This window comes from Pseudomonas sp. TAA207 (assembly GCF_001529285.1).
Classification (GTDB): Bacteria; Pseudomonadota; Gammaproteobacteria; order Pseudomonadales; family Pseudomonadaceae; genus Aquipseudomonas; species Aquipseudomonas weihenstephanensis.
The window spans coordinates 80,470-107,331 of the sequence record NZ_LLWJ01000062.1; the positions used below are offsets into that span (position 1 = coordinate 80,470).

Consider the following 26,862-nt stretch of genomic DNA (forward strand, 5'->3'; position numbering starts at 1 on the left):
GGCGCGAGCATAGCAAATCTGCGCCCCCGCGCTTCAGTCCCTCAACCTGTGATGCAGTTGCTTGCTGCATCAGCGCCGTGCATTGACCGATCCAGCCTCCCAGCCGCCACCCAGCGCGGCATACACGTCAACCAGCGACAACGACACTGCAACCGTGCTGTCCACCCACGCAGCTTCGTTGGCCAGCAGTGCGTTTTGCACCGTCATGACGTTCAGGAAATCCACGGTGCCCTGCGCGTATTGCTGGTGCACGCTGTCGAGCGCGCGCTGGCTGTGGCGCACCGCTTGCGCAAGGCTGTCACGACGCCGCTGGCTGGCCTGATACGCCACCAGCGCATCGTCCACTTCGTGCCAGGCCCGCAGCACGGTTTGCTGATAGCCGATGCCCGCTTCCTGTTGTCGCCCTTCTTGCAACTGCAAAGCGCCTTTTAAGCGTCCGCCTTCAAAGAGCGGCACGCTCAGGCCAGGCCCAAACGCAAAGCTGCGCGCCCCCCAACTGCCCAGGTCCGACAGCTGCATGGCCTGCAATCCGAGGCTGCCAGACAACGTGATGCGCGGATAAAAGTCCGCCTTGGCCACGCCGATGGCAGCGGTCGCTGCGTGCAATTGTGCCTCGGCACGGCGTATGTCCGGGCGCCGCTGCGCCAGTTCGCTGGGTAACCCGATGGGCACTGGCGCTTGATAAGACGGCACCTGCGCCGGTGTCGCCAATTGCGCCTGCAAGGCACGCGGCTCCCTGCCCAGCAACAGGCTCAGGGCGTTGATCAATTGCGCGCTGCTTTGCTGCAAGGGCGCCAGCCGTGCCTGCATTTCAGCGACTTGCGCGGCCGCTTCAGACACTTGCAGGTCGGTGGCCACGCCTTCCTGCACTTGCAACTGCGTCAACGCCAGCGTGCGCCGGGCAATGTTCAGGTTCTGCTCCACCACCGCTAGCGCCTGCTGGGTGCCGCGCAACTGGATGTAATGCTGTGCCGTCTGTTGAATGACCAACAGCTGCACGCCGTGTCGATCTTCCTCGGCCATGCGTACCGACGCATCGGCGGCCTCCACCGAACGTTTGACCCGGCCCCACAGGTCAGCTTCCCAACTGAAACCCAGCCCGCCCTTCCACAGGTTGAAGGCCTGCTTGCCGCTGCGTCCCGAGGGGTCATTCAAACCGTGCCGGCTGTTGCGGCTGCGACTGTAGTCCAGCCCTGCGTCGACAGCGGGCAACGTGTCGGCGGTGATCTGACGCCGCAGTGCCAGGCTTTGCTCCAGTCGGCTGGCCGCCCGTTGCAGGTCGAAGTTGTTACGTTGCGCCTCGCCGACCAGGGCCGAGAGCTGCGCATCACCAAAGCGCTGCCACCACTGTGTATCGACCGGTGTTTCCACCGCTGCGCTGTGGCCGGGTTCACTCGGGGTGGCTGCCCAGTGCGGGGCAAGCGGTGGATTCGGGGTTTTAAAGTCCGGCCCCAGCACGCATCCACTCAGGTTTAACGCGCAGTAACCGACCACTGCGCAGGCCCATGCAGTGTGTTTCATCGCGCGCTCACCTGTTGCGGCTGGTCCGACGCCGTATCGATAGCCGCGTCCACCGACATGCCCAAGCGCAGTTGATAAGCCAGGGGCTGGTCGTGATCCAGACTGATCTTGACCGGCACCCGCTGCGCCACTTTGGTGAAGTTACCGGTGGCGTTGTCCGGCGCGATGGCGGCGAACGTCACGCCCGTGGCAGGCGCAATGCTGTCCACGGTGCCGTACAGGGTTTCGCCGGGGAAGGTGTCGACGTGGATCGTGACCCGCTGACCAGGGCGCATATGGGTCAATTGATGTTCAAGGAAATTGGCCACTACATAAGCCTGCGCCAACGGCACCACCGCCATCACTGTGTCGCCGGGTTTGACATAGGCCCCCAGCCGCAAGCTACGGCGCCCGACGATGCCGTCAAACGGCGCCAACAACCGGGTGTGCGACAAATCCAGCTCGGCGCGGGCCAACAAGGCTTGGGCGTGCTGCACCGACGCTTGAGCGGCCGTGTGTTGCGCCACCAGCACACGGGTTTGCTGACGCGCAGCTTCCAGCGCGGCCTTGTGCTGAGCCAGCAAGGCGCGAGCGGTTTGCGAGCGGTTTTTGGCCTGCTGCGAGTTTTGCAACGTACCCGCGCCCTGCCCGGCCAGGTGCTCATAGCGCTGTAACTCATGGGCGGCGAACTCCACCTGCGCAAGGTCGGCGTCCACCGTGGCACTGGCCTGCTCGATCAGGGAACGCTGGCGTTCCATCATGGCCAATGCATTGGCCTGCTGCGCCTGCGCCGTGGCCACGCCGGCAGTGGCTGCTTGCACTTGCGTTTCATAGTCTTGGGGGTCGATACGGGCCAGTAACTGGCCCGCCTTGACCGCCTGGTTGTCCTGCACCAGCACCTCGTCAATGAAACCTGCCACTTTGGGCGCGACCAAGGTGAAGTCAGCGCTGACAAAGGCGTCATTGGTGCTTTGCACCGGCGAGGCCGCGAACACCAGACGCCACAGTCCATACAGCACCAGGACGCTCAACAGGCCCAGTGCGGCTATCAGCCAGGGCTTGCGCCCGTGCGTTGTACTCATGTCATTGCTCCACTACAGATTCAGCTCGGCGCCCGTGGCGGGTAAATCCGCGTCGGGCCAAAAGGGATTAATACGATCAACAACACAGCCAAACCGGCCATGCACAGGTACAAGTCCGAGGAGCTCAGCACCATCGCCTGTTGATGGATGCGGTGCGCCAAATCCGCATCGCCACTCACCAGCGGTGAGTTGCCCGCACGGTCCACCAGCATCGTCGAATGGAAATGCTCGCGATTTAGCGTCACCACTTGCAGCACGCTGCCCGCCGCCATTGCCGAAAAGCCTTTGACTGTGTTGAACCAGGCCGAGGCAAAGGGTCCCTCAGCGGGGTGCAAGCTGCCCGTGGCCAGCATCAGCAACGGAATCACGGCCATTGGTTGAGCGATGATTTGAATCGCTTGCAGCACATAAAAGTTTTCCCGGCTCCAGACCGAGGTCACCTGCGACCCCAAGCCACACGCCAGCGCCAGCAAGGCCAGCCCAACCGCCAACACCCAGCGGCAATCGACTCGCCGCAGGTTGCACAAGGCGACGACCAAAGGCAGCGCAATCAACTGCGGCAAAGCCACCAACAGCATCATCGGAGCGGTTTGCAGTGGCCGATAACCCTGAATTTGCGCCAGGTAAGCCGAGGGGATCTTGATCAACGCCAGCAACACAAACAGCACCCCACCCAACGTGATCAGGGCATGTGTCAGGTTGCGATTCTTGAGCAATTGCAATTTGAAGAACGGCAGCGGATGCGACCACTCGTTGATAAAAAACAGCACCAGCAGCGCCAGGCCTGCGACGATAAAAATGCGGATCATCGACGACTCAAACCAGTTCAGGCGCTGACCCAGTTCCAGCCCCAGAACCAACATGATCAGCCCCGGCAACCCCAGCAACAGCCCGCGCCAGTCAAACTGCTTGAAACGTTCCAGACGCAACGGGTCTTGCGGCAGGCCCCAGGCCACGCACCCCATCGCTAAAAGACTCAGCGGAATAATTTGCCAGAACGCCCACTGCCATCCGGCATATTCCACCCACCACGCCGACAGCGGCGTGCCGAAGCTGGGGCCAAAGGTGGCGGTCAGTGCGTAACTGCCCAGCCCATAAAGCCGAATTCCCGGGGGCAAAAAACGCAACGCCACGGACATCAACATGGGCGGCAGTGCGCCCCCGGCAAAGCCTTGCAAGGTGCGCAGCAGCATCAATACATCGACATTGGGGGCGAACGGGCACAACAGACCCAGCAATAAAAATGCACCGATGGCGCAGAGGGTGAAACGGCGCAGTGAAAATGTCGCCGCGCACCACGGGGCAAAGGCCATCGCACTGATCGAGGTGGCTGAATACACCGCCAGCAGCCACGTACTTTCGTCATAGCCGATGCCCATCGCACCACGAATGTCCGGCATCGCGACCTTGGTCACATTCTCGTTAAAGCCTGCGACCAGCACCGCCAGCAACACGCCTACCAGCCCGGTAAAAATCCGCAACCCAAAGGCTGCACTGCCAGCGGGCGCTGGTGCGGGCGTGGTGATCGCCTGCGCACCGACCGTCAACGCAGTCACTGCCCCACTCTCGGCGCGAGATCACGCCCACAGCTATAACGCCCACACATCGCTGACTCCGTCGCCTTACAAGATGACGAAAAGTTTAATCAGCGCTGATAGCTATAAAAATTGATATATCGACAACTGTGGATTGCACCAAACGCAATCGACTGGCGGCGCTTAAACCGACGCGTTGTCGCAGAGGGTTTTTAAGGTGCGTCGCAACCAGCGATGCGCATGGTCGTTATCGAGGCGCGGGTGCCAGGCCTGGCAGATTTCAACCGGTTGCAACGCAATTGGCAGTTCAAATGCCTTGAGCTTCAAACCCAACGGTTCAAGGGTCCTGAGCAACAGTTGCGGCATCAACGGCAAAATCAGGTCCGAGTCGGCCAACGCAAAAATCGCCGAGTAGAACGTGGGCGTGGTAAAGAGCACCCGGCGCTCCAGGTCCAGTTCAGCCAGCACTGCATCAATCGGCCCACGGGCACGACCCCGGCGCGACACGCTGATATGGTCGAAGCCCGCGAACCGTTGCGGGGTCATGGCCTGCTGAAAAATCGGATGTCCTTCACGGGCAAGCCCTACAAAGGGGCAACTAAACAGCTGCTGCACCTTGATATCGGCACTGAAGTGATGGGTGGCACTGATCGCCAGATCAATACGTCCCTCGTTCAGCGCCTCATCATCCGTAAAGCCTTCGGGCACCACGCGCAGTGCAGCATTGGGCATCTCCAGCGCCATTTGCTGACGCAAGGCCCCGCCGTAAATGCCGAAAAACACATCATTGGCGCGAATGCTGAACGTGCGGTCCAGTTGGCTCAGATCACTGTCCTGACTTTGGGTAAAAACGCCGTGCGCCAGCTCCACCACCCCGCGCACTTGCTCACGCAACTCTAGGGCGCGCGGCGTGGGCACCAGCCCACGACCGGAGCGCACCAGAATCGGGTCATTGAGCGCTTCGCGGATACGCGTCAACGTACGGCTCATGGCCGGAGCGCTGAGGTTCATGCGCCGGGCAGCGCCCACCACCGAGCCTTCTTCAAGCAGGACGTTGAGGGCAACCAATAGATTCATGTCAGGTATATGCATGGGGCCGAAGGGTAGCGTTTAACCCTTCAGGTGAACAGTTCAAAGGTCTTGAACCGACCTGAGTCTTTCGATACCCGGCTCAGCGAAGCAGGCGCTTTCAAAACAGAGAATCAAAAACGCACCATTGTTGCGCGCAGGGTAAAACTGTTTCACACCTGCTTAGCTAGCTAACTAAGTGGCTGATTGATACATTCGCCTCCGTCAGGTCAGTCCTGACGCTCTCTTTGGTTGAGATTTTTGGCCATTACCGGATCCCCATGAAGGTAATGGCCTTTTTTATTGCGCCATCGCATCCCCCCTCTTTGAATTCAACGCCTGCATCCGCCTGTTCCTGACGCCATCAGGGACACCTCGATTTCGTCCGGCAAATCGTGGCGGGATGTGGAGGACAGTGCGCCCTTGAACTACGCTGCCACACCTGTTTACAGCAGCGATGGGGGCCACCATGCAACTGGGCAAGAAGATCTCGACCCTGGAACAGTTGGCCTATCGCTATTACCGCTGGATTCATGCGACACGCATCAGCCTGTCCTTTCTGATTACCTTTGCCGCCATCCGCTATTTCAAGCTCGATGATGCTTCGTGGGCTCTGATTACCATGCTGATCGTGATGGGCCCGCTGCCGTATTGGGGCAACGTGTTCGCGCGCGCAGTGCAGCGTACCGGTGGCACGGTGATTGGCGCGCTCTCGGGCCTGGTGGCGTTGTACCTGGAAATGCATTCATTTCCCGCCATGTTGCTGTGGTGTGGGGCCGTAATGTTTGCGTGCGGCTACCTGACACTGGGCAAGCATCCGTACATGGCATTGCTGATTGGCGCGACACTTGCCGTGGTCAGTTGTTCAGCCCCCAACGACATGCAGGCCGCTGTTTTGCGCAGCGCCTACGTGCTGGCAGGCTCCCTGCTAGCGCTTGCGTACACCCGTATTTATCCGCAAAGGGCCTATACCGATTGGCGCATCAAGTTCAGTCAAAGCATGGGCACGCTCAATAGCCTGTACGAGGCCTACTTTTCACCGCGTGTGCCAGAGCGCCCCGACCTCGATGAGCAACTTAAAGAAGAGCTGGACACGGTGGTCAAACTACGCAGTTATACCGGCGCGGCCAGTAACGAGAGCCACTTGAAGCCTGAGGTATTCAACGCACTGCAAAACCTTCACCGCACCGTATTAGCCACGCTGAGTCTGATGATTGAGGCGTACTGGTCCTCTCGCGACCATCATTTATTAATCAAGAATGAACCCGTCTTAAGTGATCTCAATCGGTTGATTCCACTGGCCCTTCAATCCTTGCAAAACAAGTTAGTCATGGGCATTCCTAACAATGAGATCAGCCATGAACTGCGTAAAAGCAGCCATGCCTTACGTGAACTTGCACTTAAGAGTATTGAGGGCAAAGAGATTGAAACGCCCTTTTATGCTTATGTCTGGTTAAGCCTTGAAATGCTCAGACAGTTGACGGCATTGAATGATCAACTGCACACCGCGCTGTTCCACCCGAGCCATAAACACGTGTTCAAAAAAAACCCACAACAGCCAGACAGCTAGTAATCCAACAGGCCCTGCAACAACGATTCCTGTACACCCAAAGAATCGAAATCCGATATGAATCAGGTCTTTTTCTTAGGATTGTTCCTACTATAAAAGACGATTTAGAGCACTGAAGATGAATAATTGGGCGGCTCATACGGTTCGAAATCGTTCAACAAGACCGCCCACCCCCACCAAGCCGGATTAAATAATTCACATAACATATTGTTTTTATTTATTTTCAGGTGAGAGATCAGTTTCACGCCTTTCGTCAAGCCTTGCCCGGCACACTTCACCCACACTGATCGCGACACTCGCCGCCTGGAATTTATCGTCTACGCTCTGATCGCGCCCGTTTAACATGGCATAAACCAAAAGAGTCACAGGGCACATCAATGCCCGTCTATCGCTAAACATGCACAGCGCCGCGTGAGTGTAAGGCCGTAAGTTTCAAACTCACACGGGCGATGAAACGTAAACTTTAAGTGCACTGTTACCAGGAGGGCCTATGCAGCTCACCCCGAGAGAAATCGATAAGTTAATGATTTACACCTTGTCGGACGTGGCACTTCGACGCAAGGCGCGCGGCTTGAAGTTGAACTTCCCTGAAGCAGTTTCAATTATTACCGTTACCGCCCTGGAAGGTGCCCGCGATGGCAAGTCGGTTGAAGATGTCATGACCGAAGCCAGCAAAGTATTAACTAAAGATGACGTCATGGAAGGCGTGAGTGACCTCATTCCAAACGTTCAGGTAGAAGCGATTTTTACCGATGGCAGTCGCCTGGTCACGGTGCACGACCCGATCAAATAACGGCGCGCAGTCCAGCCGGTTAACGCCAAACACACCCGTTTGAGGACTCCGTCATGAGCAGTAAAAAAACCGCCTCACCGCATCAGGACACGCACCCCGACCACAAAATCCCCCACGCCAAAAACCCCGGTGGCGTCTCCAAAGGCAGCGAAGACAACGTGCCGTTGGGCGGCTGCATTTACGCCAGCGCGCCCATTACGTTTAACGAGGACCGCCCGGTCACCCAAGTCAAAGTGCGTAATACCGGTGATCGCCCGATTCAAGTGGGTTCGCATTTTCACTTTTTCGAAGTCAATCGCGCCCTTGAATTCGACCGCGCGGCAGCGTTCGGCAAGCGTTTGAACATCACCGCCACCACGGCCATCCGGTTTGAGCCGGGCGACGAAATTGAAGTGCCGCTGATCCCTTACGGCGGTAAACAAACCCTGTACGGCTTCAACAACCTGGTGGATGGCTGGGCGCCCGACAGCACGGTCAGCGGTCATGAGCGCCCGGAAAAATTGCAGGCGATTCAGCGCGCAGCCGATCGCGGCTTCAAGTTTTCCAAGCCTGCCAATTAAGCGCGCATTTCATATTCTGCCTCGCACCGTTGCACCCTCGACGCGCGCGACGCATGAGAAAGGAGCCCCTGATGCCAACTATTTCACGCAAAGAATACGCCGGGCTGTTTGGCCCGACCACGGGCGACAAAATCCGCCTGGGTGATACCAACCTGTTCGTTGAAATCGAAAAAGACTTGCGCGGCTACGGCGAAGAGTCCGTGTACGGGGGCGGCAAGTCCCTGCGTGACGGAATGGGCGCCAATAACCATTTGACCCGCGACAACGGGGTGCTCGACCTGGTGATTACCAACGTCACCATCATCGACGCGATTCAGGGCGTGATCAAAGCCGACGTCGGGATCCGCGACGGCAAGATCTGCGGGATTGGGAAAAGCGGCAACCCGGGGATCATGAACGGTGTCACCGATAACATGGTGGTGGGTGTGAGCACCGATGCCATCTCGGGTGAACACCTGATCCTGACGGCGGCCGGGATCGACACCCACATTCACTTGATCTCACCACAGCAGGCCTATCACGGCCTGTCCAACGGCATCACCACCTTCTTTGGCGGGGGCATTGGCCCAACCGATGGCACCAACGGCACCACGGTGACCGCAGGCCCCTGGAACATTCGCCAGATGCTGCGCTCGCTCGAAGGCTTACCCATCAACGTTGGCATGCTGGGCAAGGGCAACTCGTTCTCGCGTGACCCGCTGGCCGAACAAATCATCGCCGGTGTGGCCGGGCTTAAGGTTCACGAGGACTGGGGCGCCACCTCCAACGCCCTGCGCCACGCCCTGCGCACCGCTGATGAGATGGACATTCAAGTGTCGGTGCACACCGACAGCCTCAACGAATGCGGGTACGTCGAAGACACCATCGATGCCTTCGAGGGGCGCACCATTCACACCTTCCACACCGAAGGCGCAGGCGGTGGTCACGCCCCCGACATCATCAAGGTGGCCAGCCAACTCAACGTGCTGCCCAGCTCCACCAACCCGACCCTGCCCTACGGCGTCAACAGTCAGGCCGAGTTGTTCGACATGATCATGGTCTGTCACAACCTCAACCCGAACGTGCCCGCTGACGTGTCGTTCGCTGAAAGCCGGGTACGCCCGGAAACCATTGCGGCCGAGAACGTGCTGCAAGACATGGGCGTGATTTCGATGTTTTCCAGCGACTCCCAGGCGATGGGCCGGGTCGGTGAAAACTGGCTACGGGTGATGCAAACCGCACACGCCATGAAAGTGTCACGCGGCAAGTTGCCGGAAGACAGCGCCAACAACGACAACTTCCGCGTGCTGCGCTACGTGGCCAAAATAACCATCAACCCGGCGATTACCCAAGGCGTCAGCCATGTGCTCGGCTCGGTCGAGGTGGGTAAGATGGCCGACCTGGTGCTGTGGGACCCGCGCTTCTTCGGTGCCAAACCAAAAATGGTCATCAAGGGCGGGATGATCAACTGGGCCGCGATGGGGGATCCAAACGCCTCCCTGCCGACGCCGCAACCGGTGTACTACCGACCGATGTTCGGCGCGTTCGGCAAATCCCTGCAAGACACTTGCGTGACCTTCGTTTCGCAAGCGGCATTGGAAGACGGGGTCAAAGAAAAAGCCGGGCTGGAGCGCCAGGTCATGGCTGTGCGCAACTGCCGCACCATTTCCAAGAAGGATCTGGTGCGCAACGACCAGACGCCAAAAATCGAGGTCAACCCGGAGACCTTCGAGGTCAAGGTCGATGGCGTTCATGCCACGTGCAAACCGATTGATGTGGCCACCATGAACCAGCGTTATTTCTTCGGTTAAAGCAGACGTCCCGGTCCCGTGCATGCGTGCGCCACGGCCGGGGATCAAGGAAGGAGTTTGCAACATGATTTTAATTGAACACATTCTGGGCAACCCCAAGAAAGACCCCGCCTGGCAACACACCCTCGAAGGCGCCCATATCGACTTGTTGGTACTGGACCCGCGTGAAGCGCAAAAAAGCCGCTGCCGCCGCACCAGTCTAGGTGGGCGTGATTTGGGCATTTCATTGGAGCGCAACGTGGTCTTGGCCGACGGCGACGTGCTGTTGTGGGATGAAGCCAGCCGCACCGCGGTGGTCGTGCAACTGAACCTGCGCGATGTGATGGTGATTGACCTCAAGGAACTGAAAAAACAGCCCATGGATGTGCTGATCAAAACCAGCTTCGAACTCGGTCACGCCTTGGGCAACCAGCACTGGAAAGCCGTGACCAAAAACAATGAGGTCTACATCCCGCTCACCGTCGAAACCAAAATGATGGACTCGGTGATGCGCACCCATGGTTTTGAGCACCTGCCCTACGCGTTTGTCGGCGGGGCCGAGATTCTGCCCAACCTCACCCCATCCGAAGCACGCTTGCTGTTCGGCGGCGCCGAAGAAACCGACACCCACGTCCATGTCGCCAGCCCCCAGGACAAACTGGACGCAGCCGCGGTGAAGATTCAAGGCCTGCACAGCCATGGCGACGGCATCCGCCATCGTCACAGCCACGAGCACGGCCACGCGCACCACGACCATAAGCATTAAGCACCGCAAAAGGCGTGACCATGAAGGCAGCAGATCTGATCCGCATCATGCAGTTTGGCGACTCGGTATTACCGGTCGGTGCGTTCACCTTCTCCAATGGGGTGGAGTCCGCCGTGCACACGGGCATCGTGCACGATGTAGCGACGCTTAAAGGTTTCGTGCACACAGCGTTGAAACAGGCTGCCAGTTGCGATGGCATAGGGGTGGTGGCCGCGCATCGCGCCGCTGTGGCGGACGATCGCGAAGGTATTTTGCGTGCGGATTGGGCGGTGCATAACCGCAAATTGAATGAAGAAAGCCGCCTGATGGCAACGCGCATGGGCAAAAAACTCGCCGAAATGTCGATCCATGTGGTCGAGACACCGCTGGTGCGCTGGTGGCTGGAGCAAATCAAGGCCGGCAACGCCGCAGGCACCTACCCCGTGACCCAGGCCGTGGTGATGTCGACCCAAGGCATCGGCGCGCGCGAGGTGGTGGTGATGCATCAATACGGGGTGGCGATGACCATTCTCAGCGCCGCAATGCGGTTGATGCGGGTCACCCACCTGGACACCCAACACATCCTGTTTGAACTCAACCACGACATCGAAGCCTTCTGCGACATCGCGCAAACAGGCGATATCGAGCAAATGTCGTCGTATGTACCGATTGTCGACGTGCTCGCTGCCGTTCACGTCAAAGCCCACGTGCGGCTGTTTATGAACTGAACCCGATGCGCCCCGTCTGGCACCTGCCTGCGCGGTATCGGTTTGCATCTTGGTTTTTAGGAGCAAGTGCTGTGAAAAAGATTACCCGTATTGGTATTGGCGGCCCGGTCGGCTCAGGTAAAACCGCCATCATTGAAGTCATCACCCCAATCCTGATCAACCGCGGTTACAAGCCGCTGATCATCACCAACGACATCGTGACCACCGAAGACGCCAAACAGGTCAAACGCACACTCAAGGGCATCCTGGACGAAGACAAAATCCTCGGCGTTGAAACCGGGGCCTGCCCCCACACTGCCGTGCGTGAAGACCCGAGCATGAACATCGCGGCTGTCGAAGAGATGGAAGAGAAATTCCCCGACAGCGACCTGATCATGATTGAAAGCGGTGGCGACAACCTGACGCTCACGTTCAGCCCGGCACTGGCCGACTTCTACATCTATGTGATCGATGTGGCCGAAGGTGAAAAAATCCCGCGCAAAAACGGCCCTGGACTGGTGCAAGCCGACATTTTGATCATCAACAAAATCGACCTCGCGCCATACGTAGGCGCCAGCCTCGATGTGATGGAAAGCGACACCAAAGTGGTACGCGGCAACCGCCCCTATATCCTGACGAACTGCAAGACCGGCCAGGGCATTGAAGAGTTGGTGGACATGATCGAACACATGTTTCTGTTCGCCCAAAAACCTTCCACCCAAGAGGTCAATGCATGAGTTCACAGAGCCTGAACATCGTGAACACCCCTTCACGGCTTCGCGCTCACGCATTAGGCAATGACGCGCCGGAGCTGGCGGAGTATCAGAACGAACCGCCACAGATGAACAGCGGCGCCGTCGGTAAAAGCGGGTACTTGCGCCTGGGGTTTGAGCGGCGTGGGGATCGCAGCATTTTGGCCGACGTTGAACGACGTGTACCGTCGCTGGTGCAGCGGGCCTTGTACTGGGACGAAGAAATGCCCGGCCTGCCCTGCGTCACCATGATCTCGACCTCGGGCTGCGTGCTGCAAGGCGACCGTCTGGCCACCGACATCAATGTGGGGGTGGGCGCATGCGCACATGTCACCACCCAGTCGGCGACCAAAGTGCATTCGATGAATGCCAACTATGCCTCGCAAATCCAGCACTTTCAGATCGAGGAAGACGGCTATCTGGAGTTCATGCCGGACCCGCTGATTCCGCACCGCAACGCGCGATTTATCACCGACACGCGGATCAACATTCACCCCACGGCCACCGCGATTTATTGCGAAATCCTGATGTCGGGGCGCAAGTACCACCATGTCGATGAGCGCTTCGGCTTTGATGTGTACTCTTCGCGGGTCAGTGCCCAAACCCTCGAAGGCCGGGAGCTGTTTGTCGAGAAGTACATCCTGGAGCCGAAGAAGGAAAGCCTGGACGCCATTGGTGTGATGCAGACCTTCGATGTGTTCGCCAACGTGGTGCTGCTGACGCCCAAAGAACACCACGAGCGGATTGTCGCGCGGGTGCCTGCGCTGTTCGACATCAAGGCCGGGCTGGCCAGCGGCGTGACGCGCTTGCCGAATAACTGCGGGCTGATTTTCAAAGTGCTGGGCAATGACAGCGGCGAGGTCAAAGCGCAGATCCGTGAGTTCTGGAAAATCGCCCGCGAAGAAATTCTGGGCGTCACGTTGCCAGCGCAATTCCTTTGGCGTTAAACAGCCGGTTTGGCGGATTCAGCTTTCAATAGCCCGCAGCCTGTTGCCAGCGTCTGCCAGGAGTCTTTAATGGGGAGGAAGTTCGATGGATGTTGCCAATGCACCCGCACCCAAATGGACACAATGGGCAAACAGCAATCGTCTGATTGAAATCATCGATGTCAGCCTGCGCGGCTGTGCTCAGGTCATGTTCCAGAACAACCCGCTGACCGGCGTACTGTTTTTCACCGCGATCTTCGTCGGCGCTTACAGCGAGGGCATTCCGGCCGTGGCCTGGGGCTGTGTGCTGGGTACGGTTGTCGCCACCTTGGCCGGCGCTCACCTCAAGGACCGGGCTTCATGGAAAGCCGGGCTGTACGGCTACAACGGTTGCCTGGTGGGCGCGGCCCTGCCGACGTTTCTGCACGCAAGCCCGATCCTGTGGCTGTGCATCCTCTTGGGCAGCGTGGTGTCGGTGATTGTCATGATTTGCATCGCCGACATCCTTAAAACCTGGAAAGTGGCCGCCCTGACTGCACCCTTTGTGCTGGTGACCTGGACCCTCCTGCTGGCCAGCTATGCCTTTGGCGGCCTGCACAATAGCGCGCTGCCCTCGCCCAACCTGCCCCATAACCTGATCGCCTACAACAATGACCTGTTCGATGGCATTCACCTGTTCGACGGCCTGTTGAACGGCATCTCTGAAGTGTTTTTGATCAGCTCGCTGATCGCCAGCGCGTTGTTTATCGCCGGGCTGGCGGTGTCATCGTTGTGGGCCGCGGTGTTTGCCGTGTGCGGCTCGCTGCTGGCGGTGCTCACCGCCACGGTGCTGCAGGCCGAACACGCCAATATCAACAATGGCATGTATGCCTTTAGTGCCGTGCTGACGGCCATTGCGCTGGGTTCGACGTTTAATAAACCCAGCTGGCGTGTGCTGATCTACACCCTGATCGGCGTAATTTTCACTGTATTTGTACAGGGTGCTTTGAATACGCTACTGACGCCGGTGGGCATACCGACCTTGACCATGCCGTTTGTCTTGGCGTCGTGGCTGTTTCTGGTGCCCAACAAGGACGTCATGCCTGCCCACCGCCAATAGCGATCTACCCCTTAGCGGAGCCTTTACATGACAGCGATAGCCCAACCCCTGGTCCAAACGCCACCTTCGAAGACCACGCGCAACGCGATCTATTTGCTGATCGGCCTGATTGCTGCCAACGCGCTGGCCTGGCTCTGGGCCTTCAGTGAGTTTGGTACCAACCCGGTATTGATGGGCACGGCTTTGCTGGCCTACAGCTTTGGTTTACGCCATGCGGTGGACGCGGACCACATCGCCGCCATCGACAACGTCACCCGTAAACTCATGCAGCAAGGTAAAACCCCGATAGCCGTGGGCACCTACTTTTCCCTTGGCCATTCCACCATTGTCGTGCTGGCCTCGTTTGCCATTGCGGCCACCGCCATGGCGTTCAAGGACGATATGGCCTGGTTCCATGAAACCGGCGGGCTGATCGGTACCCTGGTGTCGTCGTTATTCCTGCTGTTGTTTGGCGTGCTCAACCTGGTGATTTTGCGCTCGGTGTACAAAAAATTTAAACAGGTCAAAGCCGGTAAAACCTTTGCCCCTGAAGAGCTGGACGGGATAGTCAGCAACAGCGGCGGTTTGATGGCGCGCCTGTTTCGCCGAGTGTTCAACCTGGTCAACAAAAGCTGGCACATGTACCCGGTGGGGTTTCTGTTCGGGCTGGGATTCGATACCGCGACCGAAATCGGGCTGCTGGGCATCAGCGCCACCAGCGCCTCCCACGGCATCAGCCTGTGGTCAATCATGGTGTTCCCGGTGCTGTTCGCCGTGGGCATGGCCTTGATCGACTCACTGGATAACTTCGTGATGATTGGCGCCTACGGCTGGGCGTTTTCAAAGCCGGTGCGCAAGCTGTACTACAACATCACCATCACGGCGGCGTCGGTGGTGGTCGCGTTATTTATCGGCGGTGTTGAAGCGCTCGGGCTGATTGCCGACAAACTTGAATTGAGCGGCGGCATCTGGACCCCGATCAATGCAATCAGCGATCACTTCGGTGAAATTGGTTACTGGATCATCGGCATGTTCGTGTTGTGCTGGCTGATCTCAGCCTTGAATTACTACCTGCGCGGTTATGACCACTTAGGAGCCAATGCCTGATGAACAGGTTCAGCAAAGGGATGTGCCCGTTATTGCCTGATCGACACTCCACCCACTCTTTCACTGAGGCGTCGTAGGAACCATGACTTTAAAAGAGGACATAAAAGCCAGACTTTCCTTTGCCCATGTGGTCGCCTTGCTGGTGGCCATCAATGGCTTTCTTTTATTTTTGCCGGTGTTGCAACGCGGGGTCGCGCACTCCAACGCGGCCCTGGGCACCTTCGACACCTGGAAGGAGGCCTTGAGCTTTTTGGCCTTACTGGAAATACCCGGTTTCGTGGTCGGGCTGGTGTTGTTGTTGATGTCCATCGGTTTGGTGATCAAGTCACGCATCAGTTGGTTTTTTGCCCTGTTGTTGCTGGTGTCCACCGTCTGCGTCGACGTGTTCATCGTAAAAAAACCCACCTGGATAACCGTCTACTCGCTCTTCACCATTGCGGTGCAGGTGTATTACTGGCGCCGCTTTGACCATTACAGCCTGGCCACCGGCAGCTTCTTTGCCGTGGTCAGTGTGGCGTCATTGATCGTCTACAGCATGCTCGGCACGCTCTACATGGGCGACCAGTTTGCACCCCAGGTGAGCGATCTGCCGACCGCGTTCTATTTCGCCATTGTGGTGATGTCGACCGTGGGCTTTGGCGACATCGTGCCGCACACCACCGATGCACGCATGTTCACCCTGACCGTGATCATTCTGGGCATCACCATCTTCGCGATCTCAGTGGCCTCGATTGCCGGCCCGCTGATCAGCAACAACATCCAACGCATCGTTAAAGGCAGGATTACCCACATGGCACGTAAAAATCACTACATCCTGGTGGGCGCCAACTCGCTGGCGCAAAACGTCTACAAGAGCCTGACTGATCGTGGAGAGCATGTGACAGTGGTGTGCGCACCTGGCACCCAGCACGACTTGCCGGATAAAGCAGACATTATCGAGGGCGATACCTCGGCGGCTTCCACCTTGAGATTGGCCGGCGCGGGTGAAGCCAAATACATCGTCACGTTGTGCGACAGTGACGCAGAAAACGTATTCGTGGTGCTGGCGGCCAAAGAAGTGGCAGGCGATAACACGCAAACCATCGCGCTGGTCAACGAAAGCCAAAACATGAACAAGGTCAAGCGCGTCAACCCGACCATGGTGCTTTCACTGCCGCAACTGGCCAGCGAACTGCTGGTGCGCACCCTGCAAGGCGACACGATCAATAACGACCTGATCACCGAGATGTTCTTCGGTAAACGCACCTCGCTGGGCTAAGCCTTGCGCGTTCAACTCGCACGCAAGCGCTTGCGTGCGGGTATGACGTGTCACTGCGGGGGTCGGTTGCACGCGGCGCTGGCCGCTTGGCACCGGCGATCAAACCCAGCTCTACCGCAACAAACCCTGTCACCAGGCTGGCCACCAGATAACACACAGACACAAACACCCCCGCCGGGTCGTTCATCATTTGCACCGCGCCAAACACAAAGCTTGAGAACGTCGACAACCCGCCCATGATCCCGGTGCCAACCATGACATGGACGTACTGATTGATACGGTTGCTCTTGAACAACGACGTGGCCACCGCCCAGGCCGACCCAAAAAACGTCCAGTGCCGTCATGGAAATTCCTCTGGCGGGTGTGGGTAAACGTCAGGAACTTTAGTTCATGCAGCGCAGGCGGGCAGCTGCTGGGCGTCGGTTAGCGCGGGATTTGCCAGGCTGGCCCCGGCAAAAAGGAGTACCCTGCCGCCCTGCTCAGAATCCACCGCACACGGAACCCCCATGTACCCCAACGCTGACCGCTACAACCCTGACACCGAGTACGCTAACAAACTGGTCGATCGCATCGGCCAAACCCCCGCCTGGATTGCCTCGCGCATCGGAGTGACGGAAAAGCGCATGCGCTACATCCTCGCCGGTTCACGCACGATCAAAAACGACACCACCGAGATTTTCATGACCTATGCAGAGCAGTTCTGCATGGAGTGCCTGGCCGTTGAAGCCAAGGCCGCCAAAGACCGCGCCAAGTCCAAAGCCCTGGCTGATGCAGCCGACAAGGCTTAAAACAGTCCCAGTTGCCCGCCGACCAGCGCACTGAAGTCGTCATCGACGAACACCAGAATCGCATCCGCCACGGGCTGTAGCTGACGCGTCAGGTAGTGGTCGTAATCCACCGCAGCGGTCAGGTTTTCCAGTGGCTGTGGCCCGGCCACGGTAATCAGGTAGCGGATGCTGCCACCACGCTGATATTGGCGTGGCCGCCCGTGCCGGTCGTTGTAGTCATCGGCCAGGCGCGCCGCCCGCACGTGGGGCGGCACGTTGCGCTCGTAATCACTGAGCGGGCGGCGCAGGCGTTTGCGGTAGATCAGTAATTCGTCATGTTCGCCCGCCAGCGTGCTGCGCACAAAATCGCGCACGTAGTCCTGATACGGCTGACGCTTGAAGATGCGCTCGTACAGCGCCTGCTGAAACTGCTGCGCCAACGGCGACCAGTCGCTGCGCACGGTTTCAAGGCCCTTGTAGACCATCTCCAGTTGACCGTCAGGGCGTTCAACCATCCCGGCGTAGCGCTTTTTACTGCCCTCTTCGGCCCCGCGAATGGTCGGCATCAGGAAGCGTCGGTAGTGGGTTTCAAATTGCAGTTCCAGCGCGCTGCTCAGGCCATATTGCGCCTGAACATGGGCCTGCCACCATTGATTGACGTCGCTGACCAATTCACGGCCGATACGGCTGGCGTCGGCTTCGCTGTGTTCACTGCGCAGCCAGACGAAGGTGGAGTCGGTGTCGCCGTAAATCACGCTGTAACCCTTGGCTTCGATCAACGCACGGGTCTTGAGCATGATCTCGTGACCGCGCAAGGTGATCGACGAAGCCAGCCGGGTGTCGAAGAAACGACAGCCACTGGACCCCAACACGCCGTAAAACGCGTTCATGATGATTTTTAGCGCTTGGGACAGTGGCGCATTCTTTTCACGCTTGGCCACTTCGCGGCCGTTGGCCACGCGCTCGATGATCGCGGGCAGACAATGCCGGGTGCGGGAGAACCGTGCGCCGCGAAAGCCCGGCACCGACGCTTCATCGCGCGGGTCGCGCAGGCCCTCGACCAAACCCAGCGGGTCAATCAGAAATGTGCGGATGATTGACGGATACAGGCTCTTGTAATCGAGCACCAGCACCGACTCGTATAAACCCGGTTGGGACTCCATCACAAAACCGCCGGGGCTGGCCTTGGGCGGGTTGTCGCCCAAATTGGGCGCGACAAAGCCCTGGCGGTGCATCAATGGCATGTACAAATGGTAAAACGCGGCCACCGAACCGCCACTGCGGTCCGCTTCCAGCCCCGTCACTGAGGCGCGCTCCAGCAGAAACGTGAGCAGTTCGGTGTGTTCGAAAATACGCGTGACCAGTTCACAGTCTTTAAGGTTGTAACGCGCCAGCGCAGGTTTGTCCTCGAGGAACATGCGATTGATCTCGTCCATGCGCTGATACGGCGTACTGATGTCCTTGCCTTCACCGAGCAGGGTTTGAGCGACGTTTTCCAGGCTGAACGAGGGAAATGACCACGTTGCCGAACGCAACGACTCAATGCCGTCGATGATCAGACGGCCCGCCGCACTGGCGAAGAAATGGTTGTTGCGCGAGCCGTGCTCACGCCATTGCATTTCGCTGGCGCCACGCCCCAGCAACAGCGGGATGCCCAGACGTCGCGCGTGCTCATGCAACACCCGCATATCAAACTGGATGACGTTCCAGCCGATGATTGCGTCCGGGTCGTGCAGGGCCATCCACTGGTTCAAACGCTGCAACAGCTCACCACGACTGGCGCAGAACTCAAGGTCGAAATCGACAGCGCTGTCGGTCTCGGTGGCCTTGCCCAGCATGTACACCTGTCGTTGGCCGCAGCCTTCAAGGGCAATCGAGTACAGGTCGCCTTGCTCGCTGGTCTCAATGTCCAGCGACACCAGTTTCAAACGCGGCCGGTAGTCGGGGTGGGGTTTGATTTGCGCATTGAGCAGCAGGCCATCAGCCTGCACCTGGCCGCTGAAACTCACCGGGGCTGTGATAAAGCGCTCCATCAGGTAGCGTTCCGGGGGGCGAATGTCAGCCTCATACACATCCAGCCCGGCACGCCGCAGCCGCTGGGCGATGTCGATCAATTGCCCGTGCTGCTGGCAATAAAGCCCCACCACCGGGCGCGATTGAAAGTCGCACAAGGCCAACCCGCGAAACTCAACGTTGCGTTCATCCTGCAACAACGCCTCAGCCTGCTCGCGCTGCTGGGCCGGGATGAACGCAGTCGAGGTCTGATACGCCAGGCGCACCTGTTGCGGCCCCTCATCGGTGGCCAACCAAAATTCGACTTCGATGCCCGACGGCGTATCGCGCCAATGGCGGGTCAGCACAAAACCCTGACGCAGGCTCACGGGGTCAACCTCAGCGCCAACGTTGCGCCGTTAAAGGCATGTAGCCAACGCGGCCAAACGGCGCAAAGCCACGCTGTCATCGGGTTTGGCGGCGTAGTAGCTGGCGTTGGTGCCCGTGCCTTGGGGTTGCAGGTCAGCAAACGACTCGGCGCCACGGGTATACACCGTCATACGGCCGTTGTTGGCGTTGTCCATGTAGCCACTGGCATCCACGCCGTAAACCGCTTCGTCTTGCCACGCAAATTGAACACACTGAGCCACCAGCGGTGTCGGTTTGTCGGACATCAGCAGGCGAACCGGCTTTTGGTTGCGGGCCTCGTTCATCGCAGATGAAACACAACCGGCCAGCAGGGCCAGGCTCACAGCGCCAATCAGCATTCGCATCACGTATCCCCTCAAAATGGCAAGCACGATAGCACGCTGATAGCGCGGTTTCATTTTCCCTGCGCACGCGCACCGCCCGTCGTTAAACAGTGATGCAGCGCACGACAGGCTGTCGCCCAATGCCTTGGACCGGGCAGTGGCGATGCAGGGTTGTGGCCAAGTGGGCAAAGCCTGCGAGCAATTGGAAGAACAGCTCAAGCGCCAACCTTTCAACCGTGAGGCGCGGCTGTCGCTGATCCAGTTCTATCCAGAGAACGGTGAGGAGCCCAAAGCGCAGGCGGTGCTGCAAGCGTGGAAGGCTATCAATCCTGAAGATGTGGCGCTCAAGCACTGAGCTGGTGCCGGGTAAGCCTGTGTTTGACGGCACAACGGCCCTCACGCGATGACCGGATCCACGACTGCGCAATTTTGGATCCAATAAAAATCGCACGCAAAAAAAAGCCCAAGTAGCTGATGGAAACTTGGGCCTTAAAAATGCATAAACCGTGGTAGGTGAACGCGGGGCGATCTTACCTCAGCGTTACAACTCGTAACAAGATATTTTGCATGAATATTTTCAATTTATTACTGATCTAAGTCATTAAATAACCACATATTTTTCATTAGATTAGGCTCATAAGCCCATTCCACTTGGCCATAAGCTGAATCTTTTCAGCAGGTTATGCAGTCGGATCCAATTTGCAGGCTTATTTCACCTTTGGCCTTGACTCATCGAGGCTGCGCTTGAAGCGGCGATTTATCCCGAATGTGCATCGCAGATGGCCTAACCGCCCACGGATTAGATAAGCTCTGACCCCACGTTCAGCCCCTGTTGTGTGAGCCGTGCAATGAGAACCGATATGACAAGCCATTTTGAGCAACACAATGCCTCTGAAACCCAATGCAGGCCTGATGAGCGCAGTCACCTGTCCACCTCCCGATCAACGGCGGTGAAGGCATGATCGAAGTGACTGAAGTATCGATAGCCCAACTGCGCGCCGCGCTTGAGTCGGGACAAACTACTGCCGTAGCGCTGGTCGAGGCGTACCTGGCGCGCATCGAAGCCTATGACGGCCCACACACCGCCACCGCACTGAATGCGGTCGTGGTACGCAACCCGCAAGCGCTCGAAGAAGCGCAGGCAGCGGATGCCCGTCGCGCCGAAGGTAAAACCCTGGGGCCGCTGGACGGTATCCCCTACACCGCCAAAGACAGCTATCTGGTCAAAGGGCTGACCGCAGCGTCTGGCAGCCCGGCCTTCAAGGACCTGATTGCTTATCGCGACGCCTTCACCATCGAGCGCCTGCGTGCTGCCGGTGCCATCTGCCTGGGCAAAACCAATATGCCGCCCATGGCCAATGGCGGTATGCAGCGCGGTGTTTATGGCCGCGCCGAAAGCCCCTACAACGCACATTATTTGACCGCACCGTTTGCCAGTGGCTCCTCCAACGGCGCAGGCACAGCCACCGCCGCCAGCTTCGCAGCCTTTGGCTTGGCTGAAGAAACCTGGTCCAGCGGTCGCGGCCCGGCATCGAACAATGGTTTGTGTGCCTACACCCCCTCGCGCGGTGTGATTTCAGTGCGTGGCAACTGGCCTTTAACCCCGACAATGGACGTGGTGGTGCCCTTCGCCAGAACCATGGCTGACCTGCTTGAAGTGCTCGACATTGTGGTCGCCGATGACCCGGATACCCGTGGCGACCTGTGGCGTCTGCAACCCTGGGTGCCAATCCCGCGTGCATCTTCTGTGCGCCCTGCTTCGTATGCGCAACTGGCAGCAAGCCCGCAATCGCTTGCCGGCAAGCGCTTCGGCGTGCCCCGCATGTACATCAACGCAGACCCTGAGGCAGGCACCGCAGAGAAGCCAGGCATTGGCGGCCCCACCGGGCAAAAAATCATCACCCGCGATTCTGTGATTGCTCTATGGGAGCAGGCACGCAAGGCGCTCGAATCGGCCGGGGCACAAGTGATTGAAGTGGACTTCCCGCTGGTGTCCAACTGTGAGGGCGACCGCCCCGGCGCACCGACGGTTTTCAATCGCGGGCTGGTATCAAAAGCCTTTATGCATGACGAATTGTGGGAGCTGTCGGCCTGGGCTTTCGATGACTTCTTGCGTGCCAATGGCGACCCAAAACTGAATCGGCTGGCCGATGTCGACGGGCCGAAGATTTTCCCGCACGACCCAGGCACCCTGCCCAACCGCGAAGACGATCTGGCCGCCGGCATGGACGAATACGTGAAAATGGCCCAGCGCGGGATCACGCCGTGGGACCAGATCACGACGCTGCCCGATGGTTTACGCGGACTGGAACAGACACGCAAAATCGACCTCGAAGACTGGATGGATCACCTGCAACTTGATGCGGTGATCTTCCCCACCGTGGCCGACGTCGGGCCGGCCGATGCGGACGTCAACCCGCAATCTGCCGACATTGCCTGGAGCAATGGGGTATGGGTGGCTAACGGCAACCTGGCCATCCGCCACTTGGGCGTTCCGACGGTGACCGTCCCCATGGGCGTGATGCAGGATATCGGGATGCCGGTCGGGCTGACATTTGCCGGGCGCGCCTACGATGATTCGTCATTGCTGGGCTTGGCCAGCGCGTTTGAGGCCACGGGCTCAAAGCGCATGATCCCGCCTCGCACCCCGCCACTGAGCAGCACCCAGGCATAACCACCACGGGATTGGCGTGCGTGCACGCCAATCTTTACGGATTAAGGCTTCAAGCGCGCGATAAAACTTGGCCATGACAGCGCTAACAGAGCGTGCTGAACAAGAACATAGATAGAGGAGGAGATAAAACAGACAACGAAATCACCCGACGCAGAGGCGCTGGTGGCTCGAAGAAATAAGCTTGGAGAAAATGGCAGGGGCGGCTGGATTTGAACCAACGCATGGCAGGATCAAAACCTGCTGCCTTACCGCTTGGCGACGCCCCTGTATCTGTTGCGACGAGTGCTTGGCACTCTATTCCTGGTTGTTCTGCGCAGGTGGCATATATGCCCTCTGCAGCAGGCCATGTGATGACCTGTCCCGGAATGCGCGCAAATTTACCAACATTTGTTACATCTGGGAACCCCCCAACGCACAAATTTATTAAAAAACAGCTACTTAGTGCAAAAAACCTGGCATATCCGCGTTTAGAGGACTTGTAAAGACGTGTACGCGCACTGCAAGAGAGGCGATCACGATACGGCGTTGCCTTGAGCCATCACGCCCAGGCAACGCCTGAACACGCTAGTTCTGGGGTACAACCCGGGCATCACTGCCCGCCCCCTCGATGTAAACGCTCATACCGGGCTTAAGTACGGGGTTGATCGGCTGAGTCACCGACACCAATACGCCGCTTTTCATGCGCACAATAATTTGCTGCGCCTGCTGAGGTTGGTCGTAGCGCGTTCTCTGTGTGTAATTACCCCCCGCCGCTCCCGCCAGCGCACCGGCGACCATCGCAACATCGCGCCCTGTGCCATGACCGATCAGGCTGCCGATACCCGCGCCCGCAAGCCCGCCCAGAATCGCGCCTACGCCACTGTCATGGTTGGTCTGCACTTGCGTGAGCTCAATTTGTTCTATCACCCCGGTACGTATTTCGAACTCACCCGGCCCGGCGTTATTAGCGCCTACCGCTACGCAGGCACTCAGTACCAAGGCGGCCACTACCATCGTCAACGTTGAAAATGCGCTATTCATCACCGAACTCCGTGTTTAGGGCATGAGTTTATTCAAGGTGAAAAAGAGCGTAGCACAGGGTTTTTCAAGCGTTAGCCACTCACTCCAGCCACACAGCTGCAGTCACAACGCAGAGACTCAAACCACGACTTAAGGGATGAGGTGAGGTACGGCTAAACAAGTGAAATACGGGCTACAAGGTGCACATGAGCCTATAGATGCCGTAATGAGTTTCTAGTCCTTCTGCCCCTCCAGCACTTTAATGCGTGCCCACAGCCGCTCTATCTCTAATGCTTGGGCTTCTAGCATTTCTATCGCGATGGCTTGTGCTTCCACCAAATGCGGAACGTACTGCTCATACCCCATTGACCAGACATCAAGCCCGCCGGTATCTGCGTGATGGCTTACACCCGTGAACGTGATGCCTATCTTTTTGGCAAGCGCGCTAACCTTCTGCGCGGGAAAACCAGCATGTAGGGATTTTCCGGCTTTAGACCCATCGGGTTTACCGCTCGTATACTGCGCCCGCAGGTCGTATCTGTATTGAATCGCCATGCCTTTGTGAGCACGAATAAACTCATATGATTTTTTTAGCGGCTTCACATCCGTCGCATCACGCTCATCCGCGCGAATTTGAAGAGCCGCGAACGCGTACGGGACCGTACCGAACGCGCCCAACTGAACCTGGTTGTCCCCGGTCGCAGCAGTGCTCGACCCCAGCAGGGTGCAACCGTTGAAAGCGTTTGGAGAAAACCCTGCCAGGGCACCTAAAAAAGTGTTGTTGATCCCGGTACTGCCTGCACCCGCTTGAGTGCCGACAGACGTAACGTATTGGGCACTGGCCTCAGAAAGAGCGCCAATGGCCACTGATTTAGGGCCTGATGCAACCGCGGACTCGCCAATGGCCACCGTTCTGTCACCACTTGCCGCGCTAGAAGCGCCAACAGCCACGCAAGGCGTGGCACCTGCCGCACTAGAAGATGAACCAATGGCCACCGAAAATGGCGACGAAAGACTCAAGGAGCCACTTCGCGCCTGGAAACCAATGGCGATGGCGTTGTCACCTGCGGCCAAGGACTCTCGCCCCACGGCCGTTGTATTGGCATAGGTGGCATAGGCAGCCCCATTGCCGTAACCGGCATATGCCCCCACATAAGTGTTACCCGACCCGGACAAGGCCATCATTCCAGCGTTGGAGCCATGGGCGGTGTTGAAGTTACCCAGCAGCAGGTTTCGCAATGAGTACCAGCCAAACGCACAGTTATCTGTACCGGTTGTATTTAGACCTAGCGACCAAAATCCCGTCGCTGTGTTGGCCGAGCCTGTGGTGTTATTGGTTAGGGATTTATAGCCGATAGCTGTCAGCTCTCGGCCTTTAGTATTGAGTTTTGCAGCCGAGTACCCTAACGCAATGTTGTTTGATGTTTCGTTGAATTCAAGTGCGTAGGTCCCTATCGCGGTGTTCTGGTCACCGAACTGATTGGTTGCCAGAGCTTTGGCACCAATCGCAAGGTTATGCGCAGGGGTTTGAGGTAATCCATCGTATTTAAGACTGGCAAGTGTGTATCTATCCCCAAATGCAATGTCGTTTCGACCATAAGCGCAGGCCTTGAAACCAATCGGATTTTTTGGCCCGTTCTCTGTACCCGCTCCCGCCAGGGCAAACATCGTCTCCGCCACAGGCACAAGGGATAACGAATACACCTGACCGCCCCAGGAGGTATCACTCTCTATAGACACCGTTGTAAACGCGGTCCCACTCGTCGCATAGATGAAACTGTAAGTATTGGGGTCGATGTCGCGGTTATTTTCAACCCCTGCTGTTTTGATGGGCGCTGTTGAAAACAAGTAGCCCGACGGCTGATCAGACATTATCGGCGCGCCATCGAACTTGATATTCAAGCAACCTGCAACTTCGGTCTGAAGTACAACTGTCACCATGTAAAGCGAGAAGTCCGAGCCGGCTGGGGACGCGGTCGTTGTCATGTTTCCCAGTGATCCAGAAGCGTGATAGCCCGAGGCATCAAAATTCACTTTGCTGAACACAGCAAGTTCGGGCAGCACGTTGTCACCGTTAAGCGAATAGTCACGCGTGTTTTGAACAACCCCACCGAGGGCAAAGCAATTGTTTTCACCCACACGCTTTAGTACATCCGCCACCGTCTCAGCGTTATGCCCCAACAATAGCGAACCCTGGGAGCCCGACAGATGCTGGACTTTCGCAACCTCGTCATTTGGGCCTACATAAATAATGTTGTCTGCTGTATCCGTGAGATCTTCAGCGCTAACGCCACGTTCAGCTATAAGCCTATCAACAAAGTGCTTTGTGGCTGCGTCCTGCGGATCAACAGGATCTTTGACCGAGGCAATACGCCGATTTTGCGCATCGAAACAGTCACGCCCAAACGGTCGAGTCAGGACCTGACTGAAGAGTGCATAGGCTTTACGCACCAACAGGATCAATCTGTCGAACACGCCTGCGTTCGCCTTGGACAATGACGCTCCCCGCTTGCCTGACATGGCCTGCTGATAAACCTGCCTGTCCCGAAATACAATCAATTGCCCAGGGCCAGCCAGAATCTCTCGGGTCTGTATGCTCGCCCCGTCATTATTGCCAGCGCCGATGAGCGTGTAGTGCATTCCCATTAACAGTTTTGAGCTGACACCCTCAGGACTGATATAGATAACCACCAGATCCTTGCCATCCAGAAACTTGAAATAAAACGGGAAGCTATTAACTGTCCCGTTGGTCACAAACTCTGCACTGCAATCTATCGTGCCGACACTCACCGTCGTAACTCCTTTTAATACAGGCGAGATCAAGCCTGCCAATTGTTTATGTCTTTAGCGTAGCGCCTAGTTATCGAGCAAGGGGGCAGTATCCGGCAAACGGTCTGGCGCTATCTCCCCTGGTTCCCGCCAGTAGCCTTAACCTGGCTCGCGCTGGACACGGCACTGCATCAGGCTGAGATAGCCGGGCGAGAAGTATTCCTGTGCTTGGTGAAAAACAGGAGGCCCATAACAACTCTGGCGTATCTACTATTCGCGCCGGGGATGCGAGCTTTACTCAAGCGGATCAAACTCGCGCCAACGCGCGAGGCGTCTTCTTTCTCAACAGTAAGCTGAACAACGCTTCAACATCACCCAGCAGTGGCTGAGCCTCCACCTTACGTGGCTGTGGAGAATAGAAAGTCACGACATAGGGACAGGCCGCAGCCTTTGAGCTTT

22 protein-coding genes, 1 tRNA gene and 1 pseudogene are annotated in these 26,862 nt (G+C 57.8%); 14 read left to right on the plus strand and 10 right to left on the minus strand.

The genetic code is table 11. The annotated features are described in order from the left end of the window. Positions 1–69: 69 nt before the first annotated feature. From AP059_RS08650 to AP059_RS08665, 4 genes are all read right to left on the minus strand, one after another. Entirely contained in the window at positions 70–1,521 is a 1,452-nt protein-coding gene (locus AP059_RS08650) for an efflux transporter outer membrane subunit (RefSeq protein ID WP_059762856.1), read from the minus strand. Continuing rightward, positions 1,518–2,582: an HlyD family secretion protein gene (locus tag AP059_RS08655; protein ID WP_059762857.1), complete on the minus strand. Its 1,065-nt coding sequence runs from the start codon at positions 2,580–2,582 to the stop codon at positions 1,518–1,520. Before AP059_RS08655 ends, AP059_RS08650 begins: the two co-directional genes overlap by 4 nt. A gap of 20 nt (positions 2,583–2,602) precedes the next feature. Next, positions 2,603–4,129: an MFS transporter gene (locus AP059_RS08660; RefSeq protein ID WP_371260627.1), complete on the minus strand. Its 1,527-nt coding sequence runs from the start codon at positions 4,127–4,129 to the stop codon at positions 2,603–2,605. A 171-nt stretch (positions 4,130–4,300) separates the two neighbouring features. Then, positions 4,301–5,209 (minus strand): LysR family transcriptional regulator, encoded by a 909-nt coding sequence (locus AP059_RS08665; protein WP_059762859.1) that lies wholly within the window; start codon positions 5,207–5,209, stop codon positions 4,301–4,303. Between the two features lie 445 nt (positions 5,210–5,654). Here AP059_RS08665 and AP059_RS08670 point away from each other — a divergent pair, with 445 nt between their 5' ends. The 11 genes and pseudogenes from AP059_RS08670 (at position 5,655) to kch (ending at position 16,450) form a co-directional block, all read left to right on the plus strand. Next, on the plus strand, positions 5,655–6,755 hold the full coding sequence (locus tag AP059_RS08670; RefSeq protein WP_059762909.1) for an FUSC family protein: 1,101 nt from the start codon (positions 5,655–5,657) through the stop codon (positions 6,753–6,755). Between the two features lie 490 nt (positions 6,756–7,245). Next, positions 7,246–7,548, plus strand: coding sequence for an urease subunit gamma (locus tag AP059_RS08675; protein WP_059762860.1), 303 nt, complete (start codon positions 7,246–7,248; stop codon positions 7,546–7,548). Between the two features lie 53 nt (positions 7,549–7,601). Further along, positions 7,602–8,003, plus strand: a pseudogene (locus AP059_RS23030) (urease subunit beta); the annotation flags it as partial. 176 nt (positions 8,004–8,179) lie between these two features. After that, positions 8,180–9,898 (plus strand): urease subunit alpha, encoded by a 1,719-nt coding sequence (locus tag AP059_RS08685; protein ID WP_059762861.1) that lies wholly within the window; start codon positions 8,180–8,182, stop codon positions 9,896–9,898. A gap of 64 nt (positions 9,899–9,962) precedes the next feature. Next, positions 9,963–10,643, plus strand: a complete 681-nt coding sequence (ureE, locus tag AP059_RS08690) for a hypothetical protein (protein ID WP_059762862.1) — start codon at positions 9,963–9,965, stop codon at positions 10,641–10,643. Positions 10,644–10,663: 20 nt separating this feature from the next. Continuing rightward, positions 10,664–11,350: an urease accessory protein UreF gene (locus AP059_RS08695; protein ID WP_059762863.1), complete on the plus strand. Its 687-nt coding sequence runs from the start codon at positions 10,664–10,666 to the stop codon at positions 11,348–11,350. A gap of 71 nt (positions 11,351–11,421) precedes the next feature. Further along, a complete protein-coding gene (ureG, locus tag AP059_RS08700; protein ID WP_059762864.1) occupies positions 11,422–12,066 on the plus strand; it encodes an urease accessory protein UreG in 645 nt (214 codons plus the stop codon). Continuing rightward, a complete protein-coding gene (locus AP059_RS08705; protein WP_059762865.1) occupies positions 12,063–13,028 on the plus strand; it encodes an urease accessory protein UreD in 966 nt (321 codons plus the stop codon). Before ureG ends, AP059_RS08705 begins: the two co-directional genes overlap by 4 nt. Positions 13,029–13,113: 85 nt before the next feature. After that, positions 13,114–14,106, plus strand: a complete 993-nt coding sequence (gene yut / locus AP059_RS08710) for an urea transporter (RefSeq protein WP_059762866.1) — start codon at positions 13,114–13,116, stop codon at positions 14,104–14,106. A gap of 27 nt (positions 14,107–14,133) precedes the next feature. Beyond that, entirely contained in the window at positions 14,134–15,192 is a 1,059-nt protein-coding gene (locus tag AP059_RS08715) for a HoxN/HupN/NixA family nickel/cobalt transporter (protein WP_059762867.1), read from the plus strand. Positions 15,193–15,274: 82 nt separating this feature from the next. Then, positions 15,275–16,450 (plus strand): voltage-gated potassium channel protein, encoded by a 1,176-nt coding sequence (gene kch / locus AP059_RS08720; RefSeq protein ID WP_059762868.1) that lies wholly within the window; start codon positions 15,275–15,277, stop codon positions 16,448–16,450. On the opposite strand, the gene AP059_RS21980 is transcribed toward kch, so the two are convergent. Beyond that, positions 16,410–16,757, minus strand: a complete 348-nt coding sequence (locus tag AP059_RS21980; RefSeq protein ID WP_120752329.1) for a CrcB family protein — start codon at positions 16,755–16,757, stop codon at positions 16,410–16,412. The genes kch and AP059_RS21980 overlap by 41 nt on opposite strands. 199 nt (positions 16,758–16,956) lie before the next feature. Here AP059_RS21980 and AP059_RS08725 point away from each other — a divergent pair, with 199 nt between their 5' ends. Then, complete coding sequence (locus AP059_RS08725; protein WP_048365689.1) at positions 16,957–17,238, plus strand: hypothetical protein; 282 nt, start codon at positions 16,957–16,959, stop codon at positions 17,236–17,238. Here AP059_RS08725 and AP059_RS08730 read toward each other — a convergent pair. Together AP059_RS08730 and AP059_RS08735 are read right to left on the minus strand one after the other, a co-directional pair. Continuing rightward, complete coding sequence (locus AP059_RS08730; RefSeq protein ID WP_059762869.1) at positions 17,235–19,598, minus strand: DNA polymerase II; 2,364 nt, start codon at positions 19,596–19,598, stop codon at positions 17,235–17,237. The genes AP059_RS08725 and AP059_RS08730 overlap by 4 nt on opposite strands. Positions 19,599–19,628: 30 nt before the next feature. Next, positions 19,629–19,982: a hypothetical protein gene (locus AP059_RS08735; protein ID WP_059762911.1), complete on the minus strand. Its 354-nt coding sequence runs from the start codon at positions 19,980–19,982 to the stop codon at positions 19,629–19,631. Positions 19,983–20,118: 136 nt separating this feature from the next. Between AP059_RS08735 and AP059_RS08740 the strand changes: the two genes are divergently transcribed. Next, on the plus strand, positions 20,119–20,316 hold the full coding sequence (locus AP059_RS08740) for a tetratricopeptide repeat protein (RefSeq protein WP_177332367.1): 198 nt from the start codon (positions 20,119–20,121) through the stop codon (positions 20,314–20,316). A 603-nt stretch (positions 20,317–20,919) separates the two neighbouring features. Next, a complete protein-coding gene (locus tag AP059_RS08745; protein WP_059762871.1) occupies positions 20,920–22,635 on the plus strand; it encodes an amidase in 1,716 nt (571 codons plus the stop codon). Positions 22,636–22,826: 191 nt separating this feature from the next. Here AP059_RS08745 and AP059_RS08750 read toward each other — a convergent pair. The 3 genes from AP059_RS08750 to AP059_RS08760 all read right to left on the minus strand — a co-directional run bounded on the left by AP059_RS08750 (position 22,827) and on the right by AP059_RS08760 (position 26,424). Beyond that, positions 22,827–22,901 (minus strand) — tRNA-Gln (locus tag AP059_RS08750). Positions 22,902–23,199: 298 nt separating this feature from the next. Next, positions 23,200–23,655 carry a glycine zipper 2TM domain-containing protein gene (locus tag AP059_RS08755; protein ID WP_059762872.1) on the minus strand — a complete coding sequence of 152 codons (456 nt, stop codon included), beginning with the start codon at positions 23,653–23,655 and terminating at the stop codon, positions 23,200–23,202. A 213-nt stretch (positions 23,656–23,868) separates the two neighbouring features. Next, positions 23,869–26,424 (minus strand): hypothetical protein, encoded by a 2,556-nt coding sequence (locus AP059_RS08760; protein ID WP_059762873.1) that lies wholly within the window; start codon positions 26,422–26,424, stop codon positions 23,869–23,871. Between the last annotated feature and the right edge of the window lie 438 nt (positions 26,425–26,862).